Genomic DNA, 25,485 nt, shown 5'->3' on the forward strand with positions numbered 1-25,485 from the left:
TCCCGAGTCCTCCGCTACACGTCTGAGAACAGGTCGGAGGACGGCTCGACGAGCTTCTCTCTGCGCAAGGTGGCGCGATGCACCGATCCGTCCAGTGCCAGGAGCAGCTCGGGGACGTCGGTTTCGTAGAAGCGGAGATGTCCTACAGGGCCGGTGGTGGTCGTACGGGCGCCGAGCCACCGTACGAGTCGGCTCAGGTCGTGGAACTCGTCCGGGTGCACCTCCTGCCGTGCGGTCAGCGCCCAGCCCCTGTCGGCCGCGTGCAACTCCCCGATGAGCACGCCCCCGATCCGGCGGGCCGGTCCCCGGGAATGGAGCAGCGGTTGCTCGTATGTGTCGTCGTTCCGACCGCCCTCCTCCCCCAAGTGCCAGCGGAGCTGCGCGAGTTCCTCGGCCTTGAGGGAGTCCGGGAGATCGAGGGCGAGTTGGAGCTCGTACCAGTCGGCCATGGCATCGAAGGGTATGTGCCGGATGCGGGCCCGGTGCGGGCAGGGGGCGCGCTCGCGGGTCTCAGCGGTTCAGGCCGAGCGCGCCGAGCAGCATCGGTAGTGAGGCGTGCAGTTCGCGTTCCCAGTAGGGCCAGGCGTGGGTGCCGGGGCCGTAGAAGTGGGTGGTCAGGTGCTTCGCGCCCACGCGCTCGAGTTCGGCGGCCAGGGCGTGGTTCTGGCGGTTGAAGTCGGCTTCGAGGGCGCTGGTGCTGCCCGGTGGGTCGAGGGGGCCGGTGGTGCCGTCGCCGGAGGACAGGTAGACGGGGAGTGACTTGAGGCGTTTGGCCAGGTGGAAGGGGTCGTGGGCCTGCCAGACGCGGCGCTGGGCGACCGGGTCTCCCCAGACGCGCAGGGGGTCGTTGCCCTGGCCCGCGAAGAAGCCCATGATCCGGTTGACCGACTCGTCGTTCAGGAGCGGGTGCGCGGAGCCGGAGTAGGCGGCGGTCGCCTTGAACATCCCGGGGTGGCGGGCGGCGTACAGGAGGGCGCCCTGGCCTCCCATCGAGAGGCCGGCGACGACGCGGTCGCGGCCGGCGCCCCAGTCGCGTTCCAGGAGGTGCCGCAGCTCCACGGTGTGGAAGGTCTCCCATGCGGGGTCGCCGCCCCGGCCGTGGTTCCACCAGTCGCTGTACCAGCCGTTCCAGCCGGCCTCGGGCATGACGACCAGCACGTCGCGAAGGCTGTCGATGTCCGCGACGTCCGTCTTGGCGGTCCATGAGGTGTAGTCGCCGCAGCAGCCGTGCAGGAGCCAGAGGGTGGGCCAGTGCTTGCGGCGGTCGGCCGGGTTCCAGCCGTCGGGGGTGAGGAGACGGACGTTGACGGTACGGCCGCCCAGAGCCGTCGAGCGGACCGTGAGGTCGGTCTGGCGGTCCGCCACCCGGGTGACCGCGACGACCTCGGCGCCGTGCGGTCCGGCGGTGGCGGGGGCCGGCGCCTGGGTCGCGGTGGCTGTCGGCGGTGGGGCTGCGGCGAGTGCCGGGGTGGTCGGCGCAAGGGTGAGGAGGAGTACGGCGAGGATGAGCCGGATGCGGGCTCGGAGGGTCGGTGCGGCGGTCACGGCGGCTCCCTGCGGTGCGGTTCGTCGCTTCATGAACGGTTCGACCGGGCTCTGGGACGGACTTGCCTCGGGGCATGATCCACCATGGGGGCGTGGTGCGACAGTGCCGGTGGTCGGTTTCCACGTGGCCGTCCGCGCCGGGCCGGCGTGTCGGATGTCCCTTCCGGGGCCGCACGGGCGGCCGGCCCGGGGCCTTCCCTGTTCCTCGCTGCTGCGTACAACCTTTTCGTGAGGTCGCGGGTCACCTTCGGTGTGTACGTGCCCTTCCCGCACGGGCCGGCCGAGCCCGGCCGGCCCGTGATGCGGTCGTTTCCGCTCACCGTCCCCGAGCCCGAGCGCTCGCATGGCTTCGGCGACGGGCCCGGCCCGGCTGACCAGCGCCGGTGTCCGCGTGGGCACCGCCCGGAATTACCCCCGCTCCCACTCCGCCCTTCCGGGCCATGGCCCTTCGACACCCCGCTGCCTGAGGAAGCCCTCGTTGATCGACAGCACCACCCCTCGTAACGACGGACCGGCTCCCGTCCCTCCGTCCGCCAGCCCTTCCCCCTCGGACGTGCGCGCGGAACGCCGTCGGCTCATCGAGTCGATCCGTGCCCTCCGCCACCTCCTCTCCGAGCGCCCCGCCTTCGAGGTCGCCGACCGACGGCGCCTGAGCCAGGAGGAGCGGCAGCGGCAGCGCGTCGACGCCGCCCACGGCAAGAAGCTGGACCGCGTCAAGGAGGAGCAGGTCCGCCGAGAGGCCTCGCTGAACCGGGAGCTCCACGCCCTGGACGGGGAGCGCGAGCGGCGGGAAGCCCAAGCCTTGTCCGTCCTGCGCCGTCAGTCCGTCGAGCGGGCGCTCAGCAGTACCCGTCTCACCGCCAACGAGGTGAGCGGCATCGGCGCCGGTCTCCTCCGCAGCCTGGCGGCACAGGGCATCAGAACCGCTGCCGACTTCCACAAAGTGAGCTGGGAGAAGGCGCCGAACGGCAAGGGCGGCGACGTGCTCTACATCCACCGCACCAACGGCGGCAAGGTGCACATCAACGGCATCGGCGAGCACCGCGGCCGCCCGCTGCTGGAGTGGCGCCGGGCCGCCCTCGCCCGTGCGGAGGCCCGTGCCCCGCGCACGCTGCCCCCGGACGAGCGGCACCGCATCACCGAGATCATCGAGGCCGAACGGGTCCGTCTCCGCGAGGAGCTGGCAGAGGTTCCGCGGACCGCCGTGGCGGCGCGGGAGGAAGCCGTACGGCTGCACGGCGAAGCCCTCGACCTGCTCGGCGCCGCCGCGAGCGAGGCCGCGCGGCTCGCCGCCGAGCGCCGGGCGGAGTTCGACACGATGGCCGAGCAGTTGATGGACCTCCAGGCCCGCTTGTCCGCCCACGTGGACGCGTACGGCGGTGCCGGCCTCCGCGTCCGACGCGCACAGCGGCGTGCGCTCCGCCCGCTGCCCCCGCCGTCACCCCTGCCGGGCATCCCGTCTCCCCGTACGCCGGAGGACTCGACCGCCGGGGTCCGTCTCACCAAGGGCACGCACCGGGCCGGTCCCGAACCGGTACCGGGCGTCCGGGCGAGCCCGGGCTGGCTGGTCCCCATTCTCTATTTCGGTCTGACCACCGTCGTCGGCGTGGGCGAACTGGGGGACAACACGGCTCACCCCTCCACGATGATCATCTCCCGGCTCGTCGCCCTCGCGGCCACCGTCGAGCTGCTGCGGCTGTGGCTGCCCCGCCTACGCACGCGAACGGCCGGCCCGATGCCCGACGGAACCGGCTGGCAGACCTCCGGGGTGTTCTTCGCCCTGACCGCGGCCGGCATGTTCGAGGACGAGAATTCCGACGTCTTCGGGGTCGCCTGCGTCGTTTCCGTCCTTGCCGCACTTCTCTTCCTGGCGGGGACCGGCAGCCGCATGGTGAAGACGGACGAGCGCACCGGGGACAACCCGCCCGAGTCCGCCTGAGCGACGCTCTGCCGTACCGCCGCCGTCCGCACCAGGGCCTCCCCGGCCCGCGTGCGGGCGGCGTTGTCAGTGGTCGTCGATAGATTCATTTCCGTCCCGCCGGTCCGGCGAGGGCGTTCCCTTTCGCATGCATGGGAGATGGTGCGTTGTCCGTCTGGGAGAGGTCGAGCACGGTGCGGGTGGTGCCGGCCGCGCGGCCGCGGAAGCTTGCCAAGGTGCCGTTCGTCGAGTTGGCGGACGGGCGGTTGCAGGGGGTGGTGTCCAGTGGGTCGGACATCGGGCGGGTGTATGTGTCGTCGGTCGCGGCGGGGACGTACGCGTTCGCGTGCAGCACCAACAACAACCGGCCCTGCGGCGGGGCGCGCGGGTCGTTCTGCAATCACATACGGGCGCTGATCGGTGAGGCCGTGCTGCAGTACGGGGTCGAGCGTGTGGCCCGGTATCTGAAGGTCGAGGTCTCCGGTGAGGAGGCGGACGCGCACACCGTCACCGGTGCCATGACGTCCACGCATCCGGCACAGGGGGACAGTTCGGCGGCGGCTCAGGTGTTCAGCCGGTTCCTGCGGCATCTGGCCTACCTCGAATGCGCGCCGGCCACCGCCGCGTTGCCCGAGATGCAGTGGTTCCCGACCACGAGGGCGGTGGCCTGATGCGTGCCGATCTGCTGACCGACGCCGTCGACGGGCTCGACGAGGCGCTGGCCGCCGTGGACGGGTTCGACGAGGCGCTCGTCGACGGGCTGCTGCGGCCGCAGCCCGCCCAGGCCGTCGGGCCGGCCGGGCTCGCGGACGCCGTCGCCGGGTCGCCGCTGGCCGGGCGGGTGGCCGAGGCGGCCGGGAAGACCGCTGCCGGTGCCGCGGGTGAGGAGCACTTCGTGGCGCTGGCCGCCGCGCGCACCGCGCTGCTCGGTTCCGTGCACGATGCGCTCGTCGCGCGGATCGAGGAGGCCGTCGGTCGGCCGCCCGCCGGGGAGAGCGGTGACGCGGCAGCGGTCGCGGGTGCGGAGCACGGGGAGAATCTGCTGGCCGCGGCCCGTGGTTGGCTGTGTGACCTGGCGCGGGCCGGGTGGCGCGGTATCGACCACGAGCTGGTCGCGGGAGCCTCGGCCGTGGTGTCCGCGATGCTGCCGGAGCCGGGGCTGCGCCGTCTGGCCGCGCTGCTCGACGGATTCGCCGCGGAGCTCGCCGCGTCCTGTCCCGGGGCGACGCTGGAGCGGGTTCCGGTACGGCGGTGGGCCGACCTGTGGTCGCGGGCCGTGCTGCTCACCGTGCCGGGTGCGCTCTCCGCGCCCGCCGTCGCCGAGGTCACCGGTCGTCTGCTGCCGCTCGGGGTGGACGTGCAAGAGCATGCCACCGCCGTGCAGGCCCAGGTGCACGCCGTGTTCGAGTCGGCCGGCGGTGGTGCGCCGCGGCTGGTGCGGGCCAGTGTGTCCGCGCCGAAGCCGGACAGCGTCGTCGGGGCGGGGCTGTGGCAGCTGCTCCGGCCGCACATGTCGCTGCTGGCCGCCGTGAGTGAGGGGCGGGCCATGGAGCTGGACGCCATGCCCGTGACCGGTGAGGGCGATCTGGTGTGGGACGACGCCAGGGCCAGGACGGGTGAGCCCGCCGAGGTCTTCACCGCGGCGCGGGTGGCCCTGCCGTCCGCGGTCGCTTCTCCGACCGCCCCGCTGGACCGGCATCCGGCGCGGATCGCCGTGCCGGTGCTGCTGGAGAGGTACGGGGTGGCGGACGGTGCGGACGGGCTGGTGTTCCGGGTCGCCGGGGAGTCTCTCGCCGTCGATGTCGACCGGGTTCCGGCCGCCGGTCCGCTGACCCCCGAGGTCGTCGCCTCGTCCGGTGCGTGTGTGGGGCTGCTGCGCTGGGACGCCGGGGAGTTCCGGCTCCAGCCGCTCGCCGTCGAGCGGACGGTGCGGAAGAAGGCCGTCGCCGTGCATGCGGGGGCGTGGGCCGGGGGGACGACCGACAAGGCCGGTGTGCGGGCCGAGAAGGCGGCGACCGATGCCGTCACCGTGCTGCGTGAGCGGGCGGGAAGGCTGCTGCGGAAATGAGCGAGGGGAGCATCGGCGGGGCCCCGGCACCCGGGTCCGAGCACGGGTCAGGGCAGGGGCCAGAGCCCGACGAGAACCGGCGGCAGGTGCTGTACTGGCGGCTGCTGGCCCGGCTCTTCGACCCGGAGGAGCAGGCGTCCCTGGAGTCGGCGAGCCTCGCCGTGGTCGAGGACATCGGTCTGCCGTCGGCGCTGCTCGACCCGGGGGCGTCGGTCGATTCGGTGGTGCAGCGGCATCCGGAGCTGGCGGCCGAGTTCGACGGGCTGATGACGCCCGCACCGGATGACGGCGACGGCGGCCGTGACCGGGCGGCGGAGGTGCGGCGTGCGGCGCTCGCGTCGAAGGTGCTGCTGAACGTCTTCTCCACCGGTTCCGGGACGGTCACCGCCGAGCAGTTGGCCCGGTGGCAGTCCGACGCGGGCTGGCTGGAGCGGTCGCTGGGCTGCCGGCCCGGTGAGCTGCGTGGCGGTGGCGGCCGGCGGCCGGGAGCCGCGGGAGGCGTCAGCCCGACCGGTACCGGCGTCGGCGGGCCCACGCCCGACCTCAGCCGGCTGATCCCCGAGATCGGTCCGGAGCTGGGCTCGATCGAGGCCGGGCTGGTCAAGCGGATGCATCTGCGCGAGGTGCTGGCCGACCCGGCTCTGGCGTCGCGGCTGACGCCGAGCATGTCCCTGATCGAGCAGTTGCTGCGGGACAAGGACAACCTCTCCGGGGTGGCCCTGGCGAACGCCAAGGCACTGATCCGTCGTTATGTCGACGAGGTCGCCCACGTGCTGCGCTCCCAGGTGGAGAAGGCGACCGTCGGCGAGATCGACCGGTCCGTCCCGCCCAAGCGGGTCTTCCGCAACCTCGACCTGGACCGCACCATCTGGAAGAACCTCACCAACTGGAGCCCGGAGGAGGAGCGGCTCTACGTCGACCGGCTCTACTACCGGCACACCAGCCGCAAGACGACACCGCAGCGGCTGATCGTGGTCGTGGACCAGTCGGGTTCCATGGTCGACTCCATGGTCAACTGCACCATCCTGGCGTCCATATTCGCGGGGCTGCCGAAGGTCGACGTGCACCTCATCGCGTACGACACGCAGGCGCTGGACCTCACGCCGTGGTCGCACGACCCGTTCGAGACGCTGCTGCGCACCAAGCTCGGCGGGGGCACCGACGGCACCGTCGCCATGGCGCTGGCCCGGCCGAAGATCGCCGAGCCGCGCAACACGGTCGTGGTGTGGATCTCCGACTTCTACGAATGGCGCACGGACGAGCTGTTCGAGAGCATGGCCGCCATCCACCGTTCGGGGGCGAAGTTCATCCCGGTGGGTTCGGTGACCAGCTCCGGGCGCGGCAGCGTCAACCCGTGGTTCCGGGAGAAGTTCAAGGACCTCGGTACGCCGGTGATCTCCGGCCACATCAAGAAGCTCGTGCACGAGCTCAAGACGTTCCTCACGTGATCGGCGCGGCAGCGTCACACGTCTCTGTTCGATCACCGTACGAAAGGCTTTCCCTCATGTCCGACCTGCTGCGCGCGCCCGCCGAGATCAAGTACGCGGAGGAGCTCGACTGGCTGGAGTCGATCGACGACAGCCCCAAGCCGTTCTCGTGGCGCCTGTCCCCGAAGATGGTCCGTCTGTTCATCCTCGGCTCGGAGCGGGCCGACGGGCTGGACCGGGAGGTGTCGCAGAAGTGGTTCGGTGACCGGAGCTTCGTGGAGCGGTCCATCGTCACGCTCGCCTCCGACCGCGGTCTGCTGCTCATCGGCGACCCCGGCACCGGCAAGAGCTGGCTGGCCGAGCTGCTGTCGGCCGCGATCTGCCGCAATTCCACGCTGGTGGTGCAGGGCACGGCCGGCACGACCGAGGACCACATCAAGTACTCGTGGAACGTGTCGATGGTCATCGCCAAGGGGCAGTCGCGGGAGTCGATGATCCCCTCTCCGATCATGACCGCGATGGAGGGCGGTGCCATCGGCCGTTTCGAGGAGCTGACCCGGTCCACGAGTGATGTGCAGGACGCGCTGATCTCGATCCTCTCCGAGAAGTACATCTCCGTTCCGGAGCTGGAGAGCGGGGGCGGTGACGACAACATCGTGTTCGCCAAGCCCGGCTTCTCGATCATCGCCACGGCCAACAGCCGCGACCGGGGGGTCAACGACCTGTCGTCCGCGCTGAAGCGCCGCTTCAACTTCGTCCGCATCCCGGTGGTGACGAACAGGAAGAGCGAGGCGGAGATCGTCCGCTTCCGCACCGAGGAGCTGCTTCGCCGGCACTCGATCGACCTGGACGTGCCGCCGACCCTGCTCGACGTGCTGCTGCAGAGCTTCGCCGACCTGCGGGCCTCGGCCGCGGCGGCCGGCAGCGACGACGAGAAACTGGAGTCGGCGCTGTCGACGGCCGAGCAGATCGGCGTGCTGGAGGACGCCGTCCTGCACAGCAACTTCTTCGGCGAGCGCGCCCTCACCGCCCGGACCCTGGCCTCCTCGCTGGTCGGTTCGCTGACCCGGCGCGAGCCGGAGGACCTGGCCATACTCAACAAGTATCTGCACGGGGTCGTCGAGCCGCGCAGCAAGGAAGAGGGCGGTTCCTGGCCCGAGTTCCTGGAGGGCGGCCGCGACGCGATCGCCACCCTGTCGTGAGCGGGCTCCAGGAGAGCGCGGAGAACACGTCGTTCGCCGCGCTGCGCGGGCAACTCCAGGAGGCGGCCGCCACGTTCGCGGGCGGGCCGGACGCCCTGGAGGACATTCTCCTCGGCATGGTCGACGACGTCGACCGGGCGGTGCGCGAGCCGCTGGAGATCTTCCCCGTCTGTCACCACTCCCCCGCCTCGGCGCTGGCGATGGCCCGCCGGCTGCGGGAGAAGCAGCCGAAGGTCGTGTACCTGGAGCTGTGCGAGGACATGGCGCCGCTGCTGACGGAGCTGCGCAACTGCCGGCTGCCGGTGGCGGTGCAGGCGTTCGCCGGTGACATCGACGGCTTCCCGCAGGAGTGGGCGCCGCTGTCGGTCGTCGCGCCGATCACCGAGGCGTCGGCCGAGTACCAGGCAATCGCGTACGCCCTGGACACCCCGGGGGTGGAACTGGTCCTGGTCGACCGGTCCTCGGACCACGTCTTCCAGTGGGGCAGGGAGGACGAGCGGGCCCCGGAGGGCGCGGAACCCCCGGCCGAAGCCGAGGCCGCGCTGCACGGTGAGGCCGTCGGGGTCGAGATCGGTGACCTGCGGCCCCGCTTCGCCGAACTGGAGGAGCATCTGCTGCGCCACGGCAAGGTGCGGCACTGGTCGGAGTGGTGGCACCAGTACGTCGAGGTGCCGCTCGGGGACGGCGCCGCCGACCACGACACCTACCGCCAGGTGATGTTCCTCATCGGCAGCCTGTTCCGGCGGCTCGCCCCCGGTGACGGCGGGCGGGTCCGGGTGGACGAGGACCGCGAGCGGTACATGTGGACGCGGATGCGTGAGCATCTGTCGGCGACGCAGACGGACCCGGAGGACTGTCTGTACGTGTGCGGGGCGTTCCACGCGGCCAGCCGGGTCGAGGAGTTCGGCGTGCACGGCAGCACGGACACGTTCACGATCTCGCCGCGTACCGCCACCACCTGGCAGTACGGGCTGATCCCGTCGAGTCACGCGGCGATCGAGGCGCAGTTCGGCCTGGCGGCGGGCTCGGTGTCGATCGCGGCGACGGAGTGGGCGAAGAGCCTGAAGCGGACCCGGGTGAAGCCGTACCGGCTGGAGGGCCAGGCGGGGACGAAGAGGTCCGGGCAGAAATCCGGGCAGAAGCCCGGGCAGAGGTCGGGACAGAAGGCGGTCCCCGCCGCGGTCGTCCCCGCGCCGGCGTCCCCGGCCGCCGGGGACCGGCTGTCCGGGTTCCTGCGCCGGCCGCCCGTGCTCGACGGTCTGGACGAGGCCGAACTGCTGGGCTGGTCGGTGGAGATCGTGCGGTCGGCCCGGCGCAACGGCTATCTCGCCTCCACCGCCGACGCCATCGCCGTGTTCGAGACGTCGATCCTGCTCGCCGGCATGCGGGACCGGGCCAAGCCGACGCCGTACGACTTCCAGGACGCGGCGGTCACCTGCATCGAGAAGGACAGCGTGCCGGGGCGGCGGGACGTGCGGCGGCTCGTCGAGATCATGATGGGCGGCGACCGGATCGGGCAGGTGGGCTACGAGGCGCTGCCGCCGCTCGCCCGGGATGTGTACGACCGGCTGGAACCGCTGGGGCTGAAGTTGCAGCAGCGCGGTGTGCGGCGGGCGCTGCTGGACATGACGTCACGGCCGGAGCTCGAGGCGTGTTCCGATGTGCTGTGGATGCTGCGCCGGCTGATGCCGCAGGGTGCGGCGCGGCCCATCATGGGTGAGCGGCGGCTCGGTGAGCGGTCGATCCAGGAGTCCTGGGACCTGGCGATCGGCACGCATCAGCGGGCGCTCATCGAGCTCGGCTACGAGGGTGTCAGTCTCGAACAGGTGCTTGAGCAGCGGCTGCGGCGTGACGCGTACGGTCCCCGGGCGACGACGGCGACCGTGCTGGCGGCGGTCGAGGACACGCTGCTGTACCTGCGCAGCCGCCGTCTCGCCGACGAGCTCGGTACGCACGCGCTGAAGGTGCTGGCGGCCGAGCGCAGTGTCGACGGGGCACCGGAGGTGCTGCGGCGGGCGCGTGCGCTGCTGGCGTACTACCGGACCAGCGAGCCGGTGCTGCCCGGGTGGATCGAGTCGTTCGTCAAGACCGGTTACGCCCACTACTGCACGCTGCTGCCGACGGCGTTCCGGGACGAGGACGCGACGGTGGGACAGGTCGCGGCGATGCTCGGCTTCCTGTTCAGCATGGAGAGCCTCGCGTTGTCGCTGGGCTGCGACCGGACGCAGCTGGAGCTGGCGGTCGCGCAGTCGCACCCCGACGACCCGGCGAAGACGGCACTGCTGTGGGCGGCGCAGGTGCAGCTCGGCACGCTGTCCCGGGCGGAGCTGCGGGCGCGCTGCGACGCGTTGCTGGACAACCCGCTGGTGGTGCCCGCCTATCCGCGCTATCTCAGCGGTTTCGTGCACGCCCTGGAGCCGGTGCCGGGGCTGGCGGACGTGGTCGTGGAGGCGGTGTCGAACGCGTTCGGGCGGTTGCCGGACACGGTGCTGCTGCCGTGGCTGCCGTTGCTGATCACCACCCTGCGCTCCGGTGCGGCGGATCTCGCGCCGCGGCTGATCCGCGAGGCGGGGCGGATCTTCCCTGGCCGGCTGGCGGCGCTGGACGCGTGGGTGCCGCCGTGGCGGACACCGGAGACGGATCCCTTCGCCGCGTCCCGGGCGAAGCCCGCGGCCGACGTCCCCCGGGGCGCCGCGCTGCTGTCGGCGCAGCCGGTGACGTGCGACGCGGTGGCGGAACTGCTCGGCTGCGAGGGGGGCTGGGCACGGCCGGACGTCCCTGCCGCGCCGGGCGCCGCGCTGCTGTCCGCCCACCCTGCGGCGTGCGACGCGGTGGCGGGGCTGCTGGGCTGCGACGACGGCTGGGCGGCGGCTGCGGCTCCGGCCGGCGCCGTACTGACGGCCCGGCATCCGGCGACGGCCGGGGCGCTGGAGGCCCTGCTCACCCACAGGTGAGGTGATGTGGTCCTCCTGCCCCCGGTACCGGGGCACGCCCTGGCCGACGCAGACGGCCGGGGGGTGCCCGTACGGCGGCGGTGGCGGGGGTGTGCCCGAGCCGTCGGCGGTCGGGATGCGCCCGTGGTACGACGCCGACGGCCGGGTCGCGCCCGCACCGCGGCGGGGACGCCCGGAGCGTACCCGTACCGCGGCGGGGGCGGCCGGGGCGTGACCCGTACCGCGGCGGGGCGGCCGGGGCATGCTCCGTACGACACCGACGGCCGGGGTGCGCCGGGGCCGTCGACGCCCGGGGCATGCCCGCACCGCGGCGGAGACAGCCGAGGCATGCTCCGTACGACACCGACAGCCGGGGCCGTCGGCGCCCGGGGCGTGCCCGCACGACACCGACGGCCGGAGCGTACCCGCACCGCGAGGGTGGCGGCCGGGGTGTGCCCGTAATACGACGCAGACGACCGGGGTGCCCCCTACGACACCGACGGCCGGAGCGTGCCCGTACCGCGGGCGGAGACGGCCGGGGCGTGCCCGTACCGCGGGCGGAGACGGCCGGGGCGTGCCCGTACCGCGGCGCACAGCGGCCCCTCCCCGCTGTGTCGTGGGAGGGGCCGCTGTCTCGCGGAGGGGGCCGTCCGCTCGCCGGCGGGGCCCCGTCCATGCCCTACCGCGCGGGCTCCGGGGCCGGCGCGGGAGCGTATCCGGTGGGCCGGGTGGTGAAGGTGCCGCGGCCCTGGGTGCGGCTGCGCAACCGGGTCGCGTAGCCGAACAGTTCGGCCAGCGGCACGGTCGCGGTGACGACCGTCGCACCCGCCCGGCTGACGGAGCCGGTCACCCGGCCGCGGCGCGCGGCCACATCACCGAGCACCCCGCCGACCGCGTCCTCGGGCACGGTCACCGTCACCTCGGCCACCGGTTCCAGCAGGACCATCGCGCAGGCCCGCAGGGTGTCCCGCAGTCCGAGCCGTCCCGCGGTGCGGAAGGCGGTGTCCGAGGAGTCCTTCACATGGGTCGACCCGTCGGTGAGCGTGACCCGCAGCCCGGTCACCGGGTGGCCGCCGAGGGGTCCCCCGGCGAGCGCGTCCCGGCAGCCGGCCTCGACGGCACGGACGTACTCCTGCGGCACGCGCCCGCCGACGACCGTGGAGCGGAACTCAAAGCCGGACTCCGGGGAGTCCAGTGGCTCGACGTCGAGGACGACATGGGCGAACTGGCCCGCCCCGCCGTCCTGTTTGACGTGCCGGAACACGAACCCGGACACCCCTCGGCCCACCGTCTCCCGGTAGCCGACGCGGGGCCGGCCCACGTTGACACCCAGCCCCTGATCACGCCGGACCTTCTCCACCGCGACCTCCAGATGCAGCTCACCCATGCCGGACAGCACCGTCTGGCCCGTCTCCGGGTCGGTGCGCACCACCAGCGAGGGGTCCTCCTCGGCGAGCCTCGCCAGCGCCGACGCCAGGCGCCCGGTGTCGGTGCCCTTCAGCGCCTCGACCGCGACGGAGACGACCGGTTCGGCGACCCCCGGAGGTTCCAGGACCAGCGGGGCGTCCGGCGCGCACAGGGTGGAGCCGGCGCGGGCGGACTTCAGTCCGACCACGGCGACGATGTCCCCGGCGACGGCACGGTCCAGCCGCGCGTGCCGGTCGGCGCGGACGCGCAGGATGCGCCCGACGCGTTCGGCGCGGCGTGCGGTGGCGTCCCACACGGTGTCTCCCTTCTCGATCGTTCCCGCGTAGACGCGCAGGTAGGTCAGCCGCCCGGTGGCGGTCGCGTTCACCTTGAACGCGAGGGCGGCCAGCGGTGCCGCCGGGTCGGCGGCCCGCGACTGCTCGACGCCGTCGTGGGTGCCGGTGACCGGCGGCACGTCGAGCGGCGACGGCAGGTAGGCGAGTACGGCGTCCAGCAGTGGTTCGATGCCGCGGTCGCGGTAGGCGGAGCCGCACAGTACGACGACGGCGTCACCGCTGCGGGTCAGGTCCCGCAGGGCGGCCGTGAGCGTGCCGGCACCGAGCGCACCGGTGTCGCAGAACTCCTCCAGGGCGCCCGGATGCAGCTCGGCGACGGCCTCCTCCAGCCGCCGGCGCCGTCGGTGCGCCTCCTCGCGCAGCTCGTCCGGCACCGGTGCCGGGCCGCGTGCCTCGCCCTGGTCGGTCCAGGTCAGGGCCCGCATACCGAGCAGGTCGACGACGCCGCTGAAGGTGTCCTCCGTACCGATCGGCAGGTGCACCGCCAGGGGCGCGGGGTGCAGTCGCTCCCGGATGGAGGCGACGGCGGTGTCCAGGTCGGCGCCGGCCCGGTCCATCTTGTTGACGAACGCGATGCGCGGCACACCGTGCCGGTCCGCCTGGCGCCACACCGACTCGCTCTGCGGTTCCACACCGGCGACCGCGTCGAACACGGCGACCGCGCCGTCGAGGACGCGCAGGGAGCGCTCCACCTCGTCGGCGAAGTCGACGTGGCCGGGGGTGTCGATGAGGTTGATGCGGTGACCGTCCCAGGTGCAGCTGACGGCGGCGGCGAAGATGGTGATGCCCCGGTCGCGTTCCTGCGGGTCGAAGTCGGTGACGGTGGTGCCGTCGTGCACCTCGCCGCGCTTGTGCGTGGTGCCGGTGGCGAACAGGATCCGCTCGGTGACGGTGGTCTTGCCGGCGTCGACATGGGCGAGGATGCCGAGGTTGCGGACGGCGGCGAGTGGGTTGGCGTTCATCGGCTTGCGCATGGCCCGTGGTGGCCTTTCGACTGATCCGGAAAAGGGCGGCGCGATTGTCCCCGGCGCGCACGGCGCGTCGGACGCCCCTGATGGCGTGGGGCGTCGTCGGTGATCAGCCGTGCGTCGTGGGGATCCGGTGCCGGGCGCGCAGCGGGCACCGGACGGCCGGGGACACCAGGATCACCACGGACCGGCGGGACCGGGAACGGGAACGGGGAGCGGCAGCGGTGGCGTGATCGCGCACGGCCGGACTCCCCCCACTAGTCATGAACGCACCGCCCGTCGGAGGGCGGCGCCCGTCGCGGTGAGTGTAGGGAGCGAGGAGGGAGCGGAGCCACGCATTTTCCCGGGGAGCAAGTCGACCGTTTCCCGGGACGCGCCCAACCATCCGTCTCACACTCTGGTACGGCGTTCCTGAGAATTGAGATGTCTGAGAGCCTTGGGCAACCGCTCAACCGGAAAGACCGTGAAATGCCCGCACCAACCACCAGTCCGGCCCCGGCGCCCGTCAACTCGCGGTCCCGTGTCCTCATCGCGAGCCTCATCGGGACGACGATCGAGTTCTACGACTTCTACATCTACGCGACCGCCGCCGTCCTGGTCTTCCCCACCCTCTTCTTCCCGAGCAGTGACCCGACCACGGCACTGCTGTCGTCCTTCGCCGTGTTCGGCGCCGCGATGGTGGCCCGCCCGATCGGCGCGGTGGTCTTCGGTCACCTCGGCGACCGGCTCGGCCGCAAGGGGACGCTGGTCGCCTCGCTCCTCACCATGGGCATCGCCACGTTCCTCATCGGTGTGCTCCCCACCTACGCGCAGGCCGGCTGGATCGCCACCGCGCTGCTGGTGCTGATGCGGCTCGCCCAGGGCTTCGCCCTCGGGGGCGAGTGGAGCGGCGCGGCCCTGGTCGCCACCGAGAACGCGCCGAAGGGCAAACGCGCCCTCTACGGCACGTTCCCGCAGCTGGGCGCGCCGCTGGGCTTCATCATCGGCAACGGGCTCTTCCTGATCATCGGCGCGCTGCTGCCGTCCTCGGCGGGCGCCGACCCGTCCCAGCCCTCGGACGCGTTCCTGAGCTGGGGCTGGCGCATCCCGTTCCTGTTCTCCGCGGTGATGGTCGTGATCGGGCTGTGGGTGCGGATGCGTCTCGTCGAGGCGCCGGTCTTCGCCCAGACCCGCGAGGCCGGACTGGTGCGCAAGCTGCCGCTGGCCACCGTCTTCCGCAGCCACTGGAAGCAGCTGGTCCTCGGCACGTTCTTCATGCTGGCGACGTACGTGCTCTTCTACCTGATGACCACGTTCTCGCTGAGCTACGGCCGTACGCCCGAGGACGACGCCGTGCCCGGGCTGGGGTACAGCTACACCACCTTCGTGCTGATGATGATCTTCGGCGTGCTGTTCTTCGCCGTGTTCACCCTGGTCTCCGGCCCGCTCGCCGACAAGTACGGCCGACGCTCCACCCTCATCTGGGTCACCGCCGGAATCCTGGTCTTCGGGCTGGTCTGGGTGCCGCTGATCGGCATGGGCACGCTGGGCGTGGTGCTGTGGCTGGTGTTCGGCTTCACGCTGATGGGCATGACCTTCGGCCCGATGGGCGCGCTCCTGCCGGAGCTCTTCCCGACGAGCGTGCGGTACACGGGTTCCGGCATCTCCTACAACGTCAGCTCGATCCTCGGCGCGGCCGTCGCCCCGTTCATAGCGGTGGCCCTGTGGGAGGCCGGCGACGGTTCGCCGTGGCTGGTCGGGGTCTACCTGTCCGCGATGGCGCTGCTGACGCTGGTCGCGCTGCTGCTCGGCAAGGAGACGAAGGACGTCGGCCTGGACGAGGGCGAGACGTCCGCCGGCCCCGGGCACGACGAGATCCCGGCCGCTACCACCGCGGCCCGCTGAGCCGTCCGGCAGGCCCCACCGAGGCCCTCCCCGCCCGTGTACCGGGCGCGGAGGGCCTCGGTGTCTTTGCCCCGGCCGGAGGTGGATATCTGAGCGTCACCCGCGCGAGGTCCGTCATCCCCTGGTCCGCGCCCACTGTCGCGACTCGTCCGCGCTCGCACCCGGTTCCGGCACACCGCCCAGGCCGCACGCCGTGTCGAAGTCCGTCTCCCGGACCTCGAGCAGCAGCGGCAGGTCTCCGGTGTCCCCGTGCAGCCCGACCAGCACGGCCGCGAGCCGCAGTTCGTACGTCATCGATGACCGCGTCTCAGGCCGCGGCAGATGCCGCAGCGGTTCGCGAGCCGCGCACTCGGCGGGGACGGTCCGATGCGCCATCGTGATCAGCGGGCGTACAACTTCGTAGGGATGCCGGGTGTCTTCAAGGCGCCGGAGAGATGCGCCTCCGGCGCCTTTCCGAGCAGATTGGGGACCAAGTGGGGAAGCAGGTCTGGAGAGTCGTCGTGGCCGGTGGTGCGGCGGCGGCGTTCACGGCCGTGGCCGCGGTGCCGGCCGGGGCGGCCGAGGGTGGGGTCTCGTTCAGCCGTGTCCAGGTGAACGGCGGCAAGCCGATCGTGATCGGGACGTCGGCGGAGGTCGCGGTGCCCGCCTCCTTCCGGATGACGACCACGCGCAAGTGGAAGTCTCCGGCGGTGTTCCTGTACCGCAAGGGGGCCGACCGGCTGTGGCACGCCATCGAGACGAGCGACTGCATCAAGGTGAAGTCGGGCGTCTGCGACTTCGACGAGACGATGTACTTCGACCCGAGCGTGTGGGACATGCACAACAGTGAGGCCGGCGCCTGGAGGGTCGGGGCCGAGGTGTACTTCAAGGGCGGCGGCAGTGACGTCGACGACAAGGGTCTGACGGTCCACGTCAAGCGACAGTCCCGACTCACCGTCAACGCCTCGCCCGAACCGGTGGTCAAGGGCAGGACCATCACCGTGACCGGAAAGGTCACCCGGGCCAACTGGGAGACCAGGAAGTACGGCTCCTACGGAGGCCGCCTGGTGAGGCTGCAGTTCAAGCCCGCCGGAGCCACCTCCTACACCACGGTGAAGAAGGTGTACTCGAACGGCTCGGGCAACCTCAAGACGACCGTGAAGGCCTCCAAGACGGGTACGTGGCGCTGGTTGTACAACGGCAACACCACCACCGGGCCGTCGACGTCGTCCGGGGACCACGTCGTAGTGAAGTGATCACCGAAGTGATGTCCGCGGTGCCGACGGGCCGGTGGGCACCGCGCCGGCGGTAACTGCCGCGACGGTCCGGGCGTCGGGTCCGCCACGATCGGGCGAACCCGACGCCTTGCACCCTGGCCGACCGGCCCTGGGGGAACGGCACGCCACCGTAAGCGGTGACGCCAGCTCCCGTAAGAAGGCGGTCCTCGCGGAGCTTCGGGGGCGGTGCCACCGGGGATGATCCAGTCGTGGGGCAGCGCTCTCGTGCCACTTCCCCGCCGCGCGTCGGCGTCCGTGTACAGCGCCCTCCCATACAGGCGTCGCTGCTGACCCGCCCGTCGCAGTCACCACGCCGGCGGTCATGCACAGTCCCTCCCCGCAGCAGCCCCGGCTGCCCTCCGTCCTCCCCATGCCCTGCACCGAGTTCGCGATGGCCTTCACCCGGCTACGGACCCGCGTGCACCTGGCACGCCCACAGGCTCGGGGTCCCCGGGTACGTGTCGCGCAGGGTGCGTACGGCCAGGTGCAGGGCCTCGGCCGTGCGGGCGACGTCGAGTGTGCCGTCGCCCGTGTTCAATTCCTCGTACACGCTGAGCGCGACCTCCGCCCCGATCGCATCGTCGACGTGCCACAGCGAGCCGACCACATGGGGGAAGCCCGCCATCTGGAAGGCGCTGACGATGTGGACGGCCTCGTCGGCGAGTTCGGGGCTGGTGTGCAGGGTGGCGCAGGCGGAGAGGTAGGCGAGCCGGACCGACGGGAGCCGGAGCCGGGCCAGGTCGCGGACGGTCAGCGGATGTTCGGTGTGGTCGTGCAGAACGAGCCGGCTGCCCGACGGGCGCTCCAGGTCGCCCAGGGCGTGGCACGCGAAGTGCGCGTAGGCGTGGCGGCGCAGGGCGGAGGCGACCGCGGAGCGCGTGGCGGAGGTGTCCGCCAGCAGCGCGGCTCCGGGGAGCAGTCGTGCCAGGTGCTCGGCTTCGTGGCGGGCGCCCGGCAGCGGGGCCTGGCCGGTGGCCTCCGCGACACTGACGACCAGGGTGCCGGTGCCCGTCGGGCGGACCACGCGCCGGCGGGCGTGGTGCAGGGCCCGCAGCGTCGGCGTGTAGGAAGAGACCACCGTGTCCAGGGCGCCGGGAGAGCCGTCGGCGGGGGCCGCCGCGTGCACGGGCAGCGTGCCCAGCAGGCCGCCGGGCGACCACCACACGCGGGTGGCCCCGGGCAGGCGGTCGAGGACCGGGCCGGTGACCGTCTGCCAGAGCCAGGCGAGGGTTTCCCGTATGTCCTGCTGCGCGCGCCGGGACTGTCTGCGTGAGGTTCCGGGCGTCTCGATGCGGACCAGCGCGTCCTCGAAAGTCCGTCGGCGCTGGGCCGTCGTCTCCGGGGCGAGCCCGGGGAGCGGTACGGCCTCGATGGCGTGTTCGGTGACGACCAGGGCGTCGCTGCCGTACGGGGAGACGTTGACCAGGACCACCGGGCCCGCCGCGGCCGTCGCGCGCAGCTCGCGTTCGTCCCAGTCCCGTACCGGGCGCAGCAGGCCCAGTTCGGGGTGTTCGGCGCGGATCCGGTCGGTGAGGTCCCGCCACTCCGCGGCCAGGCGCCGGCGCTGATCGGCCCGTGATCTCCGGCCGGGCGATCCCTCTTCCGGCAATTCTTCGCCGGCGGTGGCCGTGTCAAGGGCGTCCCGGAGCTCCTCGAAGCGGACGGCGAGGTCCGGGGCGGTCTCCCGGAGCCGGGTGAGGTCGCTGTCGGCGTCGAAGGCGTGGGAGAGGATCACGCCCCTCGCGTGCTCGAGCAGGCCGACCGCGAGCCCGGGGCGGCCGCAGCGCACCGCGCAGGCAGCGGCGGCGGCGCCCAGACCGACGGTGCGGCTCAGCAGGAACTCCTGGTCGTCGCGGACAAGCTCGCGGGGAGCCACGGAGTGCAGCAGATCGACCGCCACCACGAAGCCGTCCAGGGCGCCGTCCCAGTCGCCCAGCTCCGCCCGGACCTCGCCCCAGGCCCGTGCCGCGTGCAGCCGCTCGGAGGGCGCACACTGCTGTTGCAGGGCCGCCTCCCTGAGGACCTCGGCGGCCTCGGCCAGGTCCGCCCGGCGGCGGCGCCGGTCCAGGGCCAGCTCGTACAGGGTCGTGCCAAGGGCGCCCAGGCGGAACGTGCGCTTGGGGTCGCCTGGTGGTGTGGCCTCGACCGCCCGGCGGTGCAGCGCGACCACCTCGCGCCGGGCGGCCGACGACAGCAGGGTGCGCGGGCTCTCCCTCCGCGCGGCTGCGGCCACCACCAGGGCGCGCGGCAGGTCGGGCGAGTTCGCGGGCAGTGCCGCGATCACGGCGTCGGCCAGCTCCCGTGCCTCACGGACCGCGCCGGGCCGCGGCGTCCGCCGGTGGAGCGTCACCAGGGCGACGGCGAGGCGGAACCGCCGACGGGGCACCTGGGGATCGCCCTCCGGCGTCAGTGCCAGAGCCTGGCGGAAGAGCTCCACGGCCTCCTCGAGTTGGGCGACTGGGTCGGCGGCGCGCTCGTGGCCCGTCAACAGGCCGATCCCCATCGAGCTGAGCAACACGGCATCATGGGCTTGACCCAGGCCGGGCAGCGTGGTGGCGCGGCGGCGGCATTCCCGGGCTTCCTCCAGGTCCTCGCCGTCCTCGGTCAGGCGGTGACGCAGATTCAACGCCGCACTGAGGTTAAGCAGCCGCAGCCCGAGCACTCCGTGGCCCTCGGGGGTGAGTGCGACCGCCTCCCGATGGGCCTCCACCGCCGCGTTCAGCTCCTCCACCCTCCCCGAGCGTTCGTGGCAGGCCAGCAGCACCAGGCCAAGGTAGCTGAGTGTCGAAGGGCGGTCCGGGTGGGCCGGCGGCAGGGACGCCACGGTCTCCCGGATGCGGCGCAGCACCTCGTCCAGGTCCGCCCCGTTCCTCGCCGGATCGCGTGTGTAGCGGGTGTACAGGGCCAACGCCGGGGCAAGGAGGGCCGGCTGCGGGGCACCCGTCGTACTCCCGGACGCGGTGGTGCGGCCGGCGAGGTCCAGTGCCGCCTGCAGATCGTCCTGGGCTCCGGTTCTGACGGAGCGGGAGCGCAGCACGTTGCCGAGTGCGTTGCGCAGGGCTGCTCTCTCCCCTGGATGCCGCGCCACCCGGAGCGCCTCGTCCAACACGTGGGCCGCCTCGTCCAGGTCCTCCACCCGGCCGGTGTGCTGCGACCTCAGGGTGAGCGCCATGCCCAGGTCGTGGCCCGCCACCGCAGGTCCCTGCTGCTGGACGGGGAATCCCCGGCGACACAGGTCCACCACTTCGTCGCACTCCTCCGCCGTCGCCCCCTCCGCCATCCGCAACATCAGCAGGGCGCGTCCCAGCGCGCCGTGTCCGTGAGCCAGGTGCGGGTGCCCCGGCGGGAGCTGGGCCGCCACGTCACGGGCGATGCCCACCGCATCGCGCAGGTCCTCGGTGTCGAACGACGTCTGGTAGCGATCCAGGAGCCGGCGGCCCAGGCCGTCCAGGGCGAGGAGCCGTGCGGGGGAAGCGGCCGGGGCCCCCTTGACCGCGCGGTGGATGAACCGGACCGGGTCCCCGTCCGCGAGGTCCCCGAACGGCCAGGTCGTCCCGGCGAGGGCCACGGCACGGGCCGCCGCTTCGAGCCGGTCGGCGAACCAGTGGTCGTATTCCCAGGTCGCGAGGACGGCGAGGCTGCCGCTTCCGACGGCCTGCGCAAGAAGGTGCTCACGGGAGAGGGCCGGCGCGGCCACCACCACGGCCATCCGGTGGAGCCGCAGGACGTCTTCGGACGCGTCCGGCGGCGGGGTGTGCTGCCGGCCCTCCGCCGCGATCACGGCGGCGGTGCACAGGGCCGACCACTCGGAAGGGCCGTCCGCGCCCGTCGGGTCGGGGTGTTCGGCCGGGTCGGTGGCCGCGTAGGGTGCCGCCAACTCCGGTGGGACCGACGCCGGATCGGCGACCCATACCGGGAAGAGCAGCGCCCCGGCCATCGCCCCGTACACACCTGCGTGCTCCGCGGGGCCGGCCGCCGCACGCAGGAAGCAGAGCCAGCCGACCGCGTGCCGAGCCTCCATGTCCGTCCTCGGGTCGGCGGTCCTCAGCAGACCCCGGAGTTCGGCGTCCGCTCCGGGGCACGCCACCACCTCCGTGCCCGTTCCCCCGTCCGCCTTCACGGCCCGGTCGAGGCGCGCGTGGAGCGCTCTCAGATATCCATCCCGGTCGTACGCCATCCCGTCACTCCCCCACCGCAGAGGTTCACCGACACCTCGAAGAGGCTCTCAACTCTTCTTTATTGCGGCACACTTGAACCATGACCGCATCTCCTTACCTACCCCGACCCGACAGGGCGGCAGCGGCGCTGTGCGCCTTGCTCGGCTCGCCCGAGGATCTGCGGCAGCCCGGGGTCGGGGAGGCGGCCGAGCGGGCGCGCGACCTGCTGCGGTCGGGTGCGGACGCCGACGAACTCGCGGCCTGCTACCGCGCCCTGGACACGGCGCTGCGCCGGAACGGGGACGCGCGCGGGCTGGTCGGCGCGTCCCGGGGCGTCACGGCTCCCGGCATCGCGCCTCACGTCAAGGTCGCCGTCTGCCCCGAGTCGCCCGTCTGCGCCCGCGTGGAACGGGCCCGCGACCTGCTCCCCGCACCGTTCTGCGCCGTGCACGGCACCCGTATGCGCAAGAGCCGGCTGGGCTCGGCACCGTGACCCCGCGCCCATGAACCCCCTCCTCGCCACCCTTGGCGGCAAACTCACCGAACGCTGGCTGAACTCGCTGGTCCTCCCCGGTGCCCTGTTCCTCGCCACGACCGCCGTCGGCGCCGTCCTGGGACACCACCACTGGCACGACGTCGACCGGCTGCGCACCACCCTTGACGACCTCGCCGCCCGCCCGGCCGTGGACCGCACCGGCACCGCCGCGCTCCTGGTCGCCCTCGTCCTGCTCACCGCGACCGGGGCCTCGCTCGGCGCGCAGTTCGTCGGCAGCGGGATCGAGCGGTGGCGGCTGCGCTTCGGCCGGGACCGGTACTCGCGTGTCAGGACGGCGCGCCGGGCCCGTCGGTGGCGGCAGCGGGACGCGGAGCTCACCGTGGCCGTCGAGCACGCCCACCGCGCGGGTACCGGACCCGATGCTGCGGGGGCGGGCGCGGAGGCTCTGGCGCGGGTCCTGGCCCTGACCGAGGCCCGCGACCGCATCGCGCTGCGCGAACCGTCCCGCCCCACCTGGTACGGCGACCGCATGCAGGCGGCGGCCGATCGCGTCGAGGCCGCCTACGGTGTGGACCTCGCCGTCCTGTGGCCCCGGTTGTGGCTGATCCTCCCCGAACCCGCCGTGGGCCGGATCCAGTCGGCGCACGACTCCTTCGGCGCCGCCGCCCGCCTCGCCGCCTGGGCCGTCGGCTATGCCCTGCTCGCCTGCTGGTGGTGGCCCGCTGCGGCGGCCGCCATCGGCTGCGCGGTCGTCGCCCGCTCGCGCGCCCGCAGCGCCCTGGACGCCCTCGCGGGACTCATCGAGGCCGCCGTGGACGTGCACGGCCGCGAGCTGGCCACCCGGATCGGACTGTTGCCCCCCGAGGCACCGGGACGGCTGACCCAGGACACGGGAGACGACATGTCGGCGCTGTTCAGGAAAGCCGAGTGACGGCGGGAGCCGTACGGCCGGTCCGGGAATCCGACCAGATGGTACCGACGTCCGATCAGGCGATGGGCATGCCCGGGGCCCTCGAGGGAGCGGTCGGCCACCGGGTCCTGGACATCGGCACGGCACCGGATACGTCGCGGCCCGGCTGTGTCACCGGCTCGGCGACGACGCGCTGACCTCCGTCGAGGTCGACGAGGACCTGTCCACCCGCGTCCGCGCCGCCCCTGGGCCACTTGCGGGTTCGCCCCGGACCTGGTCGTCCGCGACGGCCTCGCCGGGCACCGGGCCGGGACCCCTACGACCGAACGACCGCCACCTGCGGCTTCCCCGCCGTCCCCCGCGACGGGATCACCGGCGATCTCGTCTCACTTGCTCGCGCAGTGGCGTCGGCCCGCTTCCCGCCACAGCCCCCGGCGGCCGATCCGGACGGAGCAGATGTACTCGGTCAGGACCGAGCGGGCGGACGGATTCCACGCGGCGTTCCTGTCCCCTGGTCTCTGCAGCAACGCCCTGACGGAAAGCAGCCGACGAGGGCCGACGATCTCCTGGATAAGCTACCCGGGCGCCGCGGAAGGCCGGAGGCGAACGGGGAAGGACGACGCATGGCATGGGACGAGTGGGAGCAGCTCAAGCAGGAAGCCGCTCAGCAGCACGGGACGCAGGTGCAGCTCAACCAGCTTCCGCCGGGTGACGAACCGGGTGCCTCCATACCCACCAGCAGCGTCACCAAAGGGCTCGTCTCCAGCAAGAAGGCGTGGAACAAGGCCGGGGAGGACATCGGCGGGCTGGGGGGCGACGTCGACAAGGCCGTGAAGAAGCTGCAGGACGGGCAGCAGGGACTGGGCGACACGGCCGGATGCCTGTCGGCCGCGGCGCAGAAGGAGGTCCACGGTTCCTGGGCCTCCTACCTCAAGGGCGTCGACGACCGCTGTGACAGGGTCAAGAAGGTCTTCGAACAGATCGGGCACGACCTGCTGTTGACGGACGAGGCCGTACGGTCGGCGCTCGGCGCCATCGACACCCGGTTCGCGGACACGCCCGCCCTGGGCGGTCAGACCCCGGGGCGGTGACGGACCACCATGGACCTCGCGACCCTCAAAAGGCTGAAGCCCTCCGAATTCGAGGAGGCCGCCGATGGCTACCGTGCCGCAGGTGACATGGCCGACGCGGCCAAGGACCAGATCGACCGTGTCGTCGTCCCCGGCATGCGTAAGTCCCTCAAGGGCGAGTCGCTGGACGCGGCCATCGGAGAGCTGCGGAAGCTTTCGGCCAACTTCCACTACTCACAGATCGAATGCGGCCTGATCAGCACGGCGCTGAACGGATTCGCACACGAACTGGACGCCGCCCGGAAGAAACTCCTGTCCGCGCTCGACGACGCGGAGGCGGCGAAGTTCACCGTCAACGCGAACGGCAGCGTCACCTATCCGGAAGGCGGGCCGACGGAGGGATCCGGGTCGCCGGCCAAGGGCGGCACGGTCGGCAGCGTCTCCGATCCGACGGCTCAGGCTGTGGCTCGCCAGGCCGCGAACGTCGATCCCAACCCCCACCACGCCAGGGCCCTGGCCATCGCGGACCGTGTCGCCCAGGCCCTCAAGGAGGCGACGGAGGCCGACACCAAGTGGGCACCGAAGATCCGCGCACTGAAGGCCGACGACGACTTGACCGTGTCCCACGAGGATCTACGGGACGCCCAGTCGGACATGGGCGGTGTCCGCGAGGCGGGCAAGGAGTACCTGGCGTCCATCGGGGGACCGCCGCAGAACGCCACTCCTCAGCAGAATGCGGACTGGTGGAGGGGGCTCGCCCTTGAGGAGCGCGAGGCGTACCTCGCCACCCACCCCGAGCTCGTGGGGAGGCTGGACGGCCTGCCGGCCGAGGTCAGGGACGAGGCGAACCGGGTGGTGTTCGAGGAGAAGCGCTCCGAGTACCAGCTCAGGCTCAACTCGATCCCGAAACCGCCCGCCAACGAGTGGACGTGGATCACGGCGGGCCCGTACCCGTCCAAGGTGCACACGGACGAATGGATGGCGTGGAACCGGCAGCACGGTGACGAGTACCGCCGCCTCACCGCATCCCTCAAGGGCATGAACGCCATCCAGGGCCGTTTCGACGAGACGGGCAAAGAGGGACTTCCCGAGGCCTACCTGCTCGGCTTCGACCCGGAAGGGAACGGCAGGGCCATCGTCGCGACCGGCAACCCCGACACCGCCCAGCACCAGGCGGTGTACGTACCCGGCACCACCTCGAACCTGGAGAAGGTCGGGGGTGACATCAACCGGATGACCGAACTGTGGCGCCAGACCAACCAGGCGTCACCCGATGCCTCCGTCTCGACCATCACCTGGCTCGGCTACGACGCGCCCCAGTCGATCGTCAAGGACGCCCCCTTCGAGCACTACGCCTACGACGGCGCACCGGCGTACCGGCAGTTCATGGACGGCCTCGACGCTTCCCACTCCGGCCCCGGGGAACCGCACCGCACCGCCATCGGCCACTCGTACGGCACCACCCTCATCGGAGCCGCCGCCGAGACCGGAACCCTCAACGCCGACGATGTGATCTTCGCCGGAAGTCCCGGCGTCAAGGTCGGCCACGCCGACGAGATGGACGTCCCGAAGGGGCACGTCTGGAACCAGGAGGCCGACGACGACCCCGTGCCCGACATCGGCCGTTGGGGCCACGGCGGCAGCAACTGGAGCCTCGGCGGCGGTGTCTTCCTGATTCCCAGCGACGAGGAGGCCTTCGGCGCGAACCAGATGAACACCGGCCCGGAGGGAAGCGGTCCCACGGGAACCACCGGGGCCACGGGCCACAGCCAATACTGGGACCAGGGCACGACGGCGTTGAAGAACCAGGCGCTGGTTGTGGTCGGCAAGTACGGCTACGTAACCACTCCCGAATAGGACGGTATGACGGTGTCGAGCGCCGTTCCAT

General features: G+C 72.4%; 17 protein-coding genes. 12 read left to right on the plus strand and 5 right to left on the minus strand.

Annotation, left to right across the window (positions count from 1 at the left end):
• Positions 1 to 14: 14 nt before the first annotated feature.
• Both ACZ434_RS08360 and ACZ434_RS08365 read right to left on the minus strand, forming a co-directional pair.
• Positions 15 to 449: a hypothetical protein gene (locus tag ACZ434_RS08360; protein WP_468453159.1), complete on the minus strand. Its 435-nt coding sequence runs from the start codon at positions 447 to 449 to the stop codon at positions 15 to 17.
• A gap of 61 nt (positions 450 to 510) precedes the next feature.
• A complete protein-coding gene (locus ACZ434_RS08365; RefSeq protein WP_468453161.1) occupies positions 511 to 1,578 on the minus strand; it encodes an alpha/beta hydrolase in 1,068 nt (355 codons plus the stop codon).
• A 520-nt stretch (positions 1,579 to 2,098) separates the two neighbouring features.
• Between ACZ434_RS08365 and ACZ434_RS08370 the strand changes: the two genes are divergently transcribed.
• From ACZ434_RS08370 to ACZ434_RS08395, 6 genes are all read left to right on the plus strand, one after another.
• The gene (locus tag ACZ434_RS08370; RefSeq protein WP_468453163.1) at positions 2,099 to 3,484 is read left to right on the plus strand and encodes a hypothetical protein; all 1,386 of its coding nucleotides are present in this window, start codon (positions 2,099 to 2,101) and stop codon (positions 3,482 to 3,484) included.
• Between the two features lie 131 nt (positions 3,485 to 3,615).
• Positions 3,616 to 4,134, plus strand: coding sequence for a hypothetical protein (locus ACZ434_RS08375; RefSeq protein WP_468453165.1), 519 nt, complete (start codon positions 3,616 to 3,618; stop codon positions 4,132 to 4,134).
• Positions 4,134 to 5,531 (plus strand): hypothetical protein, encoded by a 1,398-nt coding sequence (locus tag ACZ434_RS08380; RefSeq protein ID WP_468453167.1) that lies wholly within the window; start codon positions 4,134 to 4,136, stop codon positions 5,529 to 5,531. The genes ACZ434_RS08375 and ACZ434_RS08380 overlap by 1 nt, the downstream gene beginning before the upstream one ends.
• Positions 5,528 to 6,979, plus strand: a complete 1,452-nt coding sequence (locus ACZ434_RS08385) for a vWA domain-containing protein (protein ID WP_468453169.1) — start codon at positions 5,528 to 5,530, stop codon at positions 6,977 to 6,979. The genes ACZ434_RS08380 and ACZ434_RS08385 overlap by 4 nt, the downstream gene beginning before the upstream one ends.
• Before the next feature lie 56 nt (positions 6,980 to 7,035).
• The gene (locus tag ACZ434_RS08390) at positions 7,036 to 8,160 is read left to right on the plus strand and encodes an ATP-binding protein (RefSeq protein WP_468453171.1); all 1,125 of its coding nucleotides are present in this window, start codon (positions 7,036 to 7,038) and stop codon (positions 8,158 to 8,160) included.
• The gene (locus ACZ434_RS08395; RefSeq protein WP_468453173.1) at positions 8,157 to 11,114 is read left to right on the plus strand and encodes a DUF5682 family protein; all 2,958 of its coding nucleotides are present in this window, start codon (positions 8,157 to 8,159) and stop codon (positions 11,112 to 11,114) included. Before ACZ434_RS08390 ends, ACZ434_RS08395 begins: the two co-directional genes overlap by 4 nt.
• A 658-nt stretch (positions 11,115 to 11,772) precedes the next feature.
• Here the strand turns inward: ACZ434_RS08395 and fusA are convergent.
• A complete protein-coding gene (fusA, locus tag ACZ434_RS08400; protein WP_468453175.1) occupies positions 11,773 to 13,818 on the minus strand; it encodes an elongation factor G in 2,046 nt (681 codons plus the stop codon).
• A 474-nt stretch (positions 13,819 to 14,292) separates the two neighbouring features.
• Here fusA and ACZ434_RS08405 point away from each other — a divergent pair, with 474 nt between their 5' ends.
• Positions 14,293 to 15,708 carry an MFS transporter gene (locus tag ACZ434_RS08405; RefSeq protein ID WP_468453177.1) on the plus strand — a complete coding sequence of 472 codons (1,416 nt, stop codon included), beginning with the start codon at positions 14,293 to 14,295 and terminating at the stop codon, positions 15,706 to 15,708.
• Positions 15,709 to 15,822: 114 nt separating this feature from the next.
• Here ACZ434_RS08405 and ACZ434_RS08410 read toward each other — a convergent pair whose 3' ends face one another.
• Positions 15,823 to 16,002: a hypothetical protein gene (locus ACZ434_RS08410; protein WP_468453179.1), complete on the minus strand. Its 180-nt coding sequence runs from the start codon at positions 16,000 to 16,002 to the stop codon at positions 15,823 to 15,825.
• Positions 16,003 to 16,181: 179 nt separating this feature from the next.
• On the opposite strand from ACZ434_RS08410, the gene ACZ434_RS08415 reads away from it, so the two are divergent.
• Positions 16,182 to 16,943, plus strand: coding sequence for a hypothetical protein (locus ACZ434_RS08415; protein WP_468453181.1), 762 nt, complete (start codon positions 16,182 to 16,184; stop codon positions 16,941 to 16,943).
• Positions 16,944 to 17,370: 427 nt separating this feature from the next.
• Here the strand turns inward: ACZ434_RS08415 and ACZ434_RS08420 are convergent, their stop codons facing one another.
• Complete coding sequence (locus ACZ434_RS08420; protein WP_468453183.1) at positions 17,371 to 21,141, minus strand: CHAT domain-containing protein; 3,771 nt, start codon at positions 21,139 to 21,141, stop codon at positions 17,371 to 17,373.
• Between the two features lie 80 nt (positions 21,142 to 21,221).
• Between ACZ434_RS08420 and ACZ434_RS08425 the strand changes: the two genes are divergently transcribed.
• The 4 genes from ACZ434_RS08425 (at position 21,222) to ACZ434_RS08440 (ending at position 25,454) form a co-directional block, all read left to right on the plus strand.
• Positions 21,222 to 21,614, plus strand: a complete 393-nt coding sequence (locus ACZ434_RS08425; RefSeq protein WP_468453185.1) for a hypothetical protein — start codon at positions 21,222 to 21,224, stop codon at positions 21,612 to 21,614.
• A gap of 10 nt (positions 21,615 to 21,624) precedes the next feature.
• Positions 21,625 to 22,548: a hypothetical protein gene (locus ACZ434_RS08430; protein WP_468453187.1), complete on the plus strand. Its 924-nt coding sequence runs from the start codon at positions 21,625 to 21,627 to the stop codon at positions 22,546 to 22,548.
• Between the two features lie 602 nt (positions 22,549 to 23,150).
• Positions 23,151 to 23,618 carry a hypothetical protein gene (locus ACZ434_RS08435; protein ID WP_468453189.1) on the plus strand — a complete coding sequence of 156 codons (468 nt, stop codon included), beginning with the start codon at positions 23,151 to 23,153 and terminating at the stop codon, positions 23,616 to 23,618.
• Between the two features lie 9 nt (positions 23,619 to 23,627).
• Positions 23,628 to 25,454: an alpha/beta hydrolase gene (locus ACZ434_RS08440; RefSeq protein ID WP_468453191.1), complete on the plus strand. Its 1,827-nt coding sequence runs from the start codon at positions 23,628 to 23,630 to the stop codon at positions 25,452 to 25,454.
• The last annotated feature ends 31 nt before the right edge of the window (positions 25,455 to 25,485 follow it).

The organism is Streptomyces sp. NPDC030893 (genome assembly GCF_055571535.1).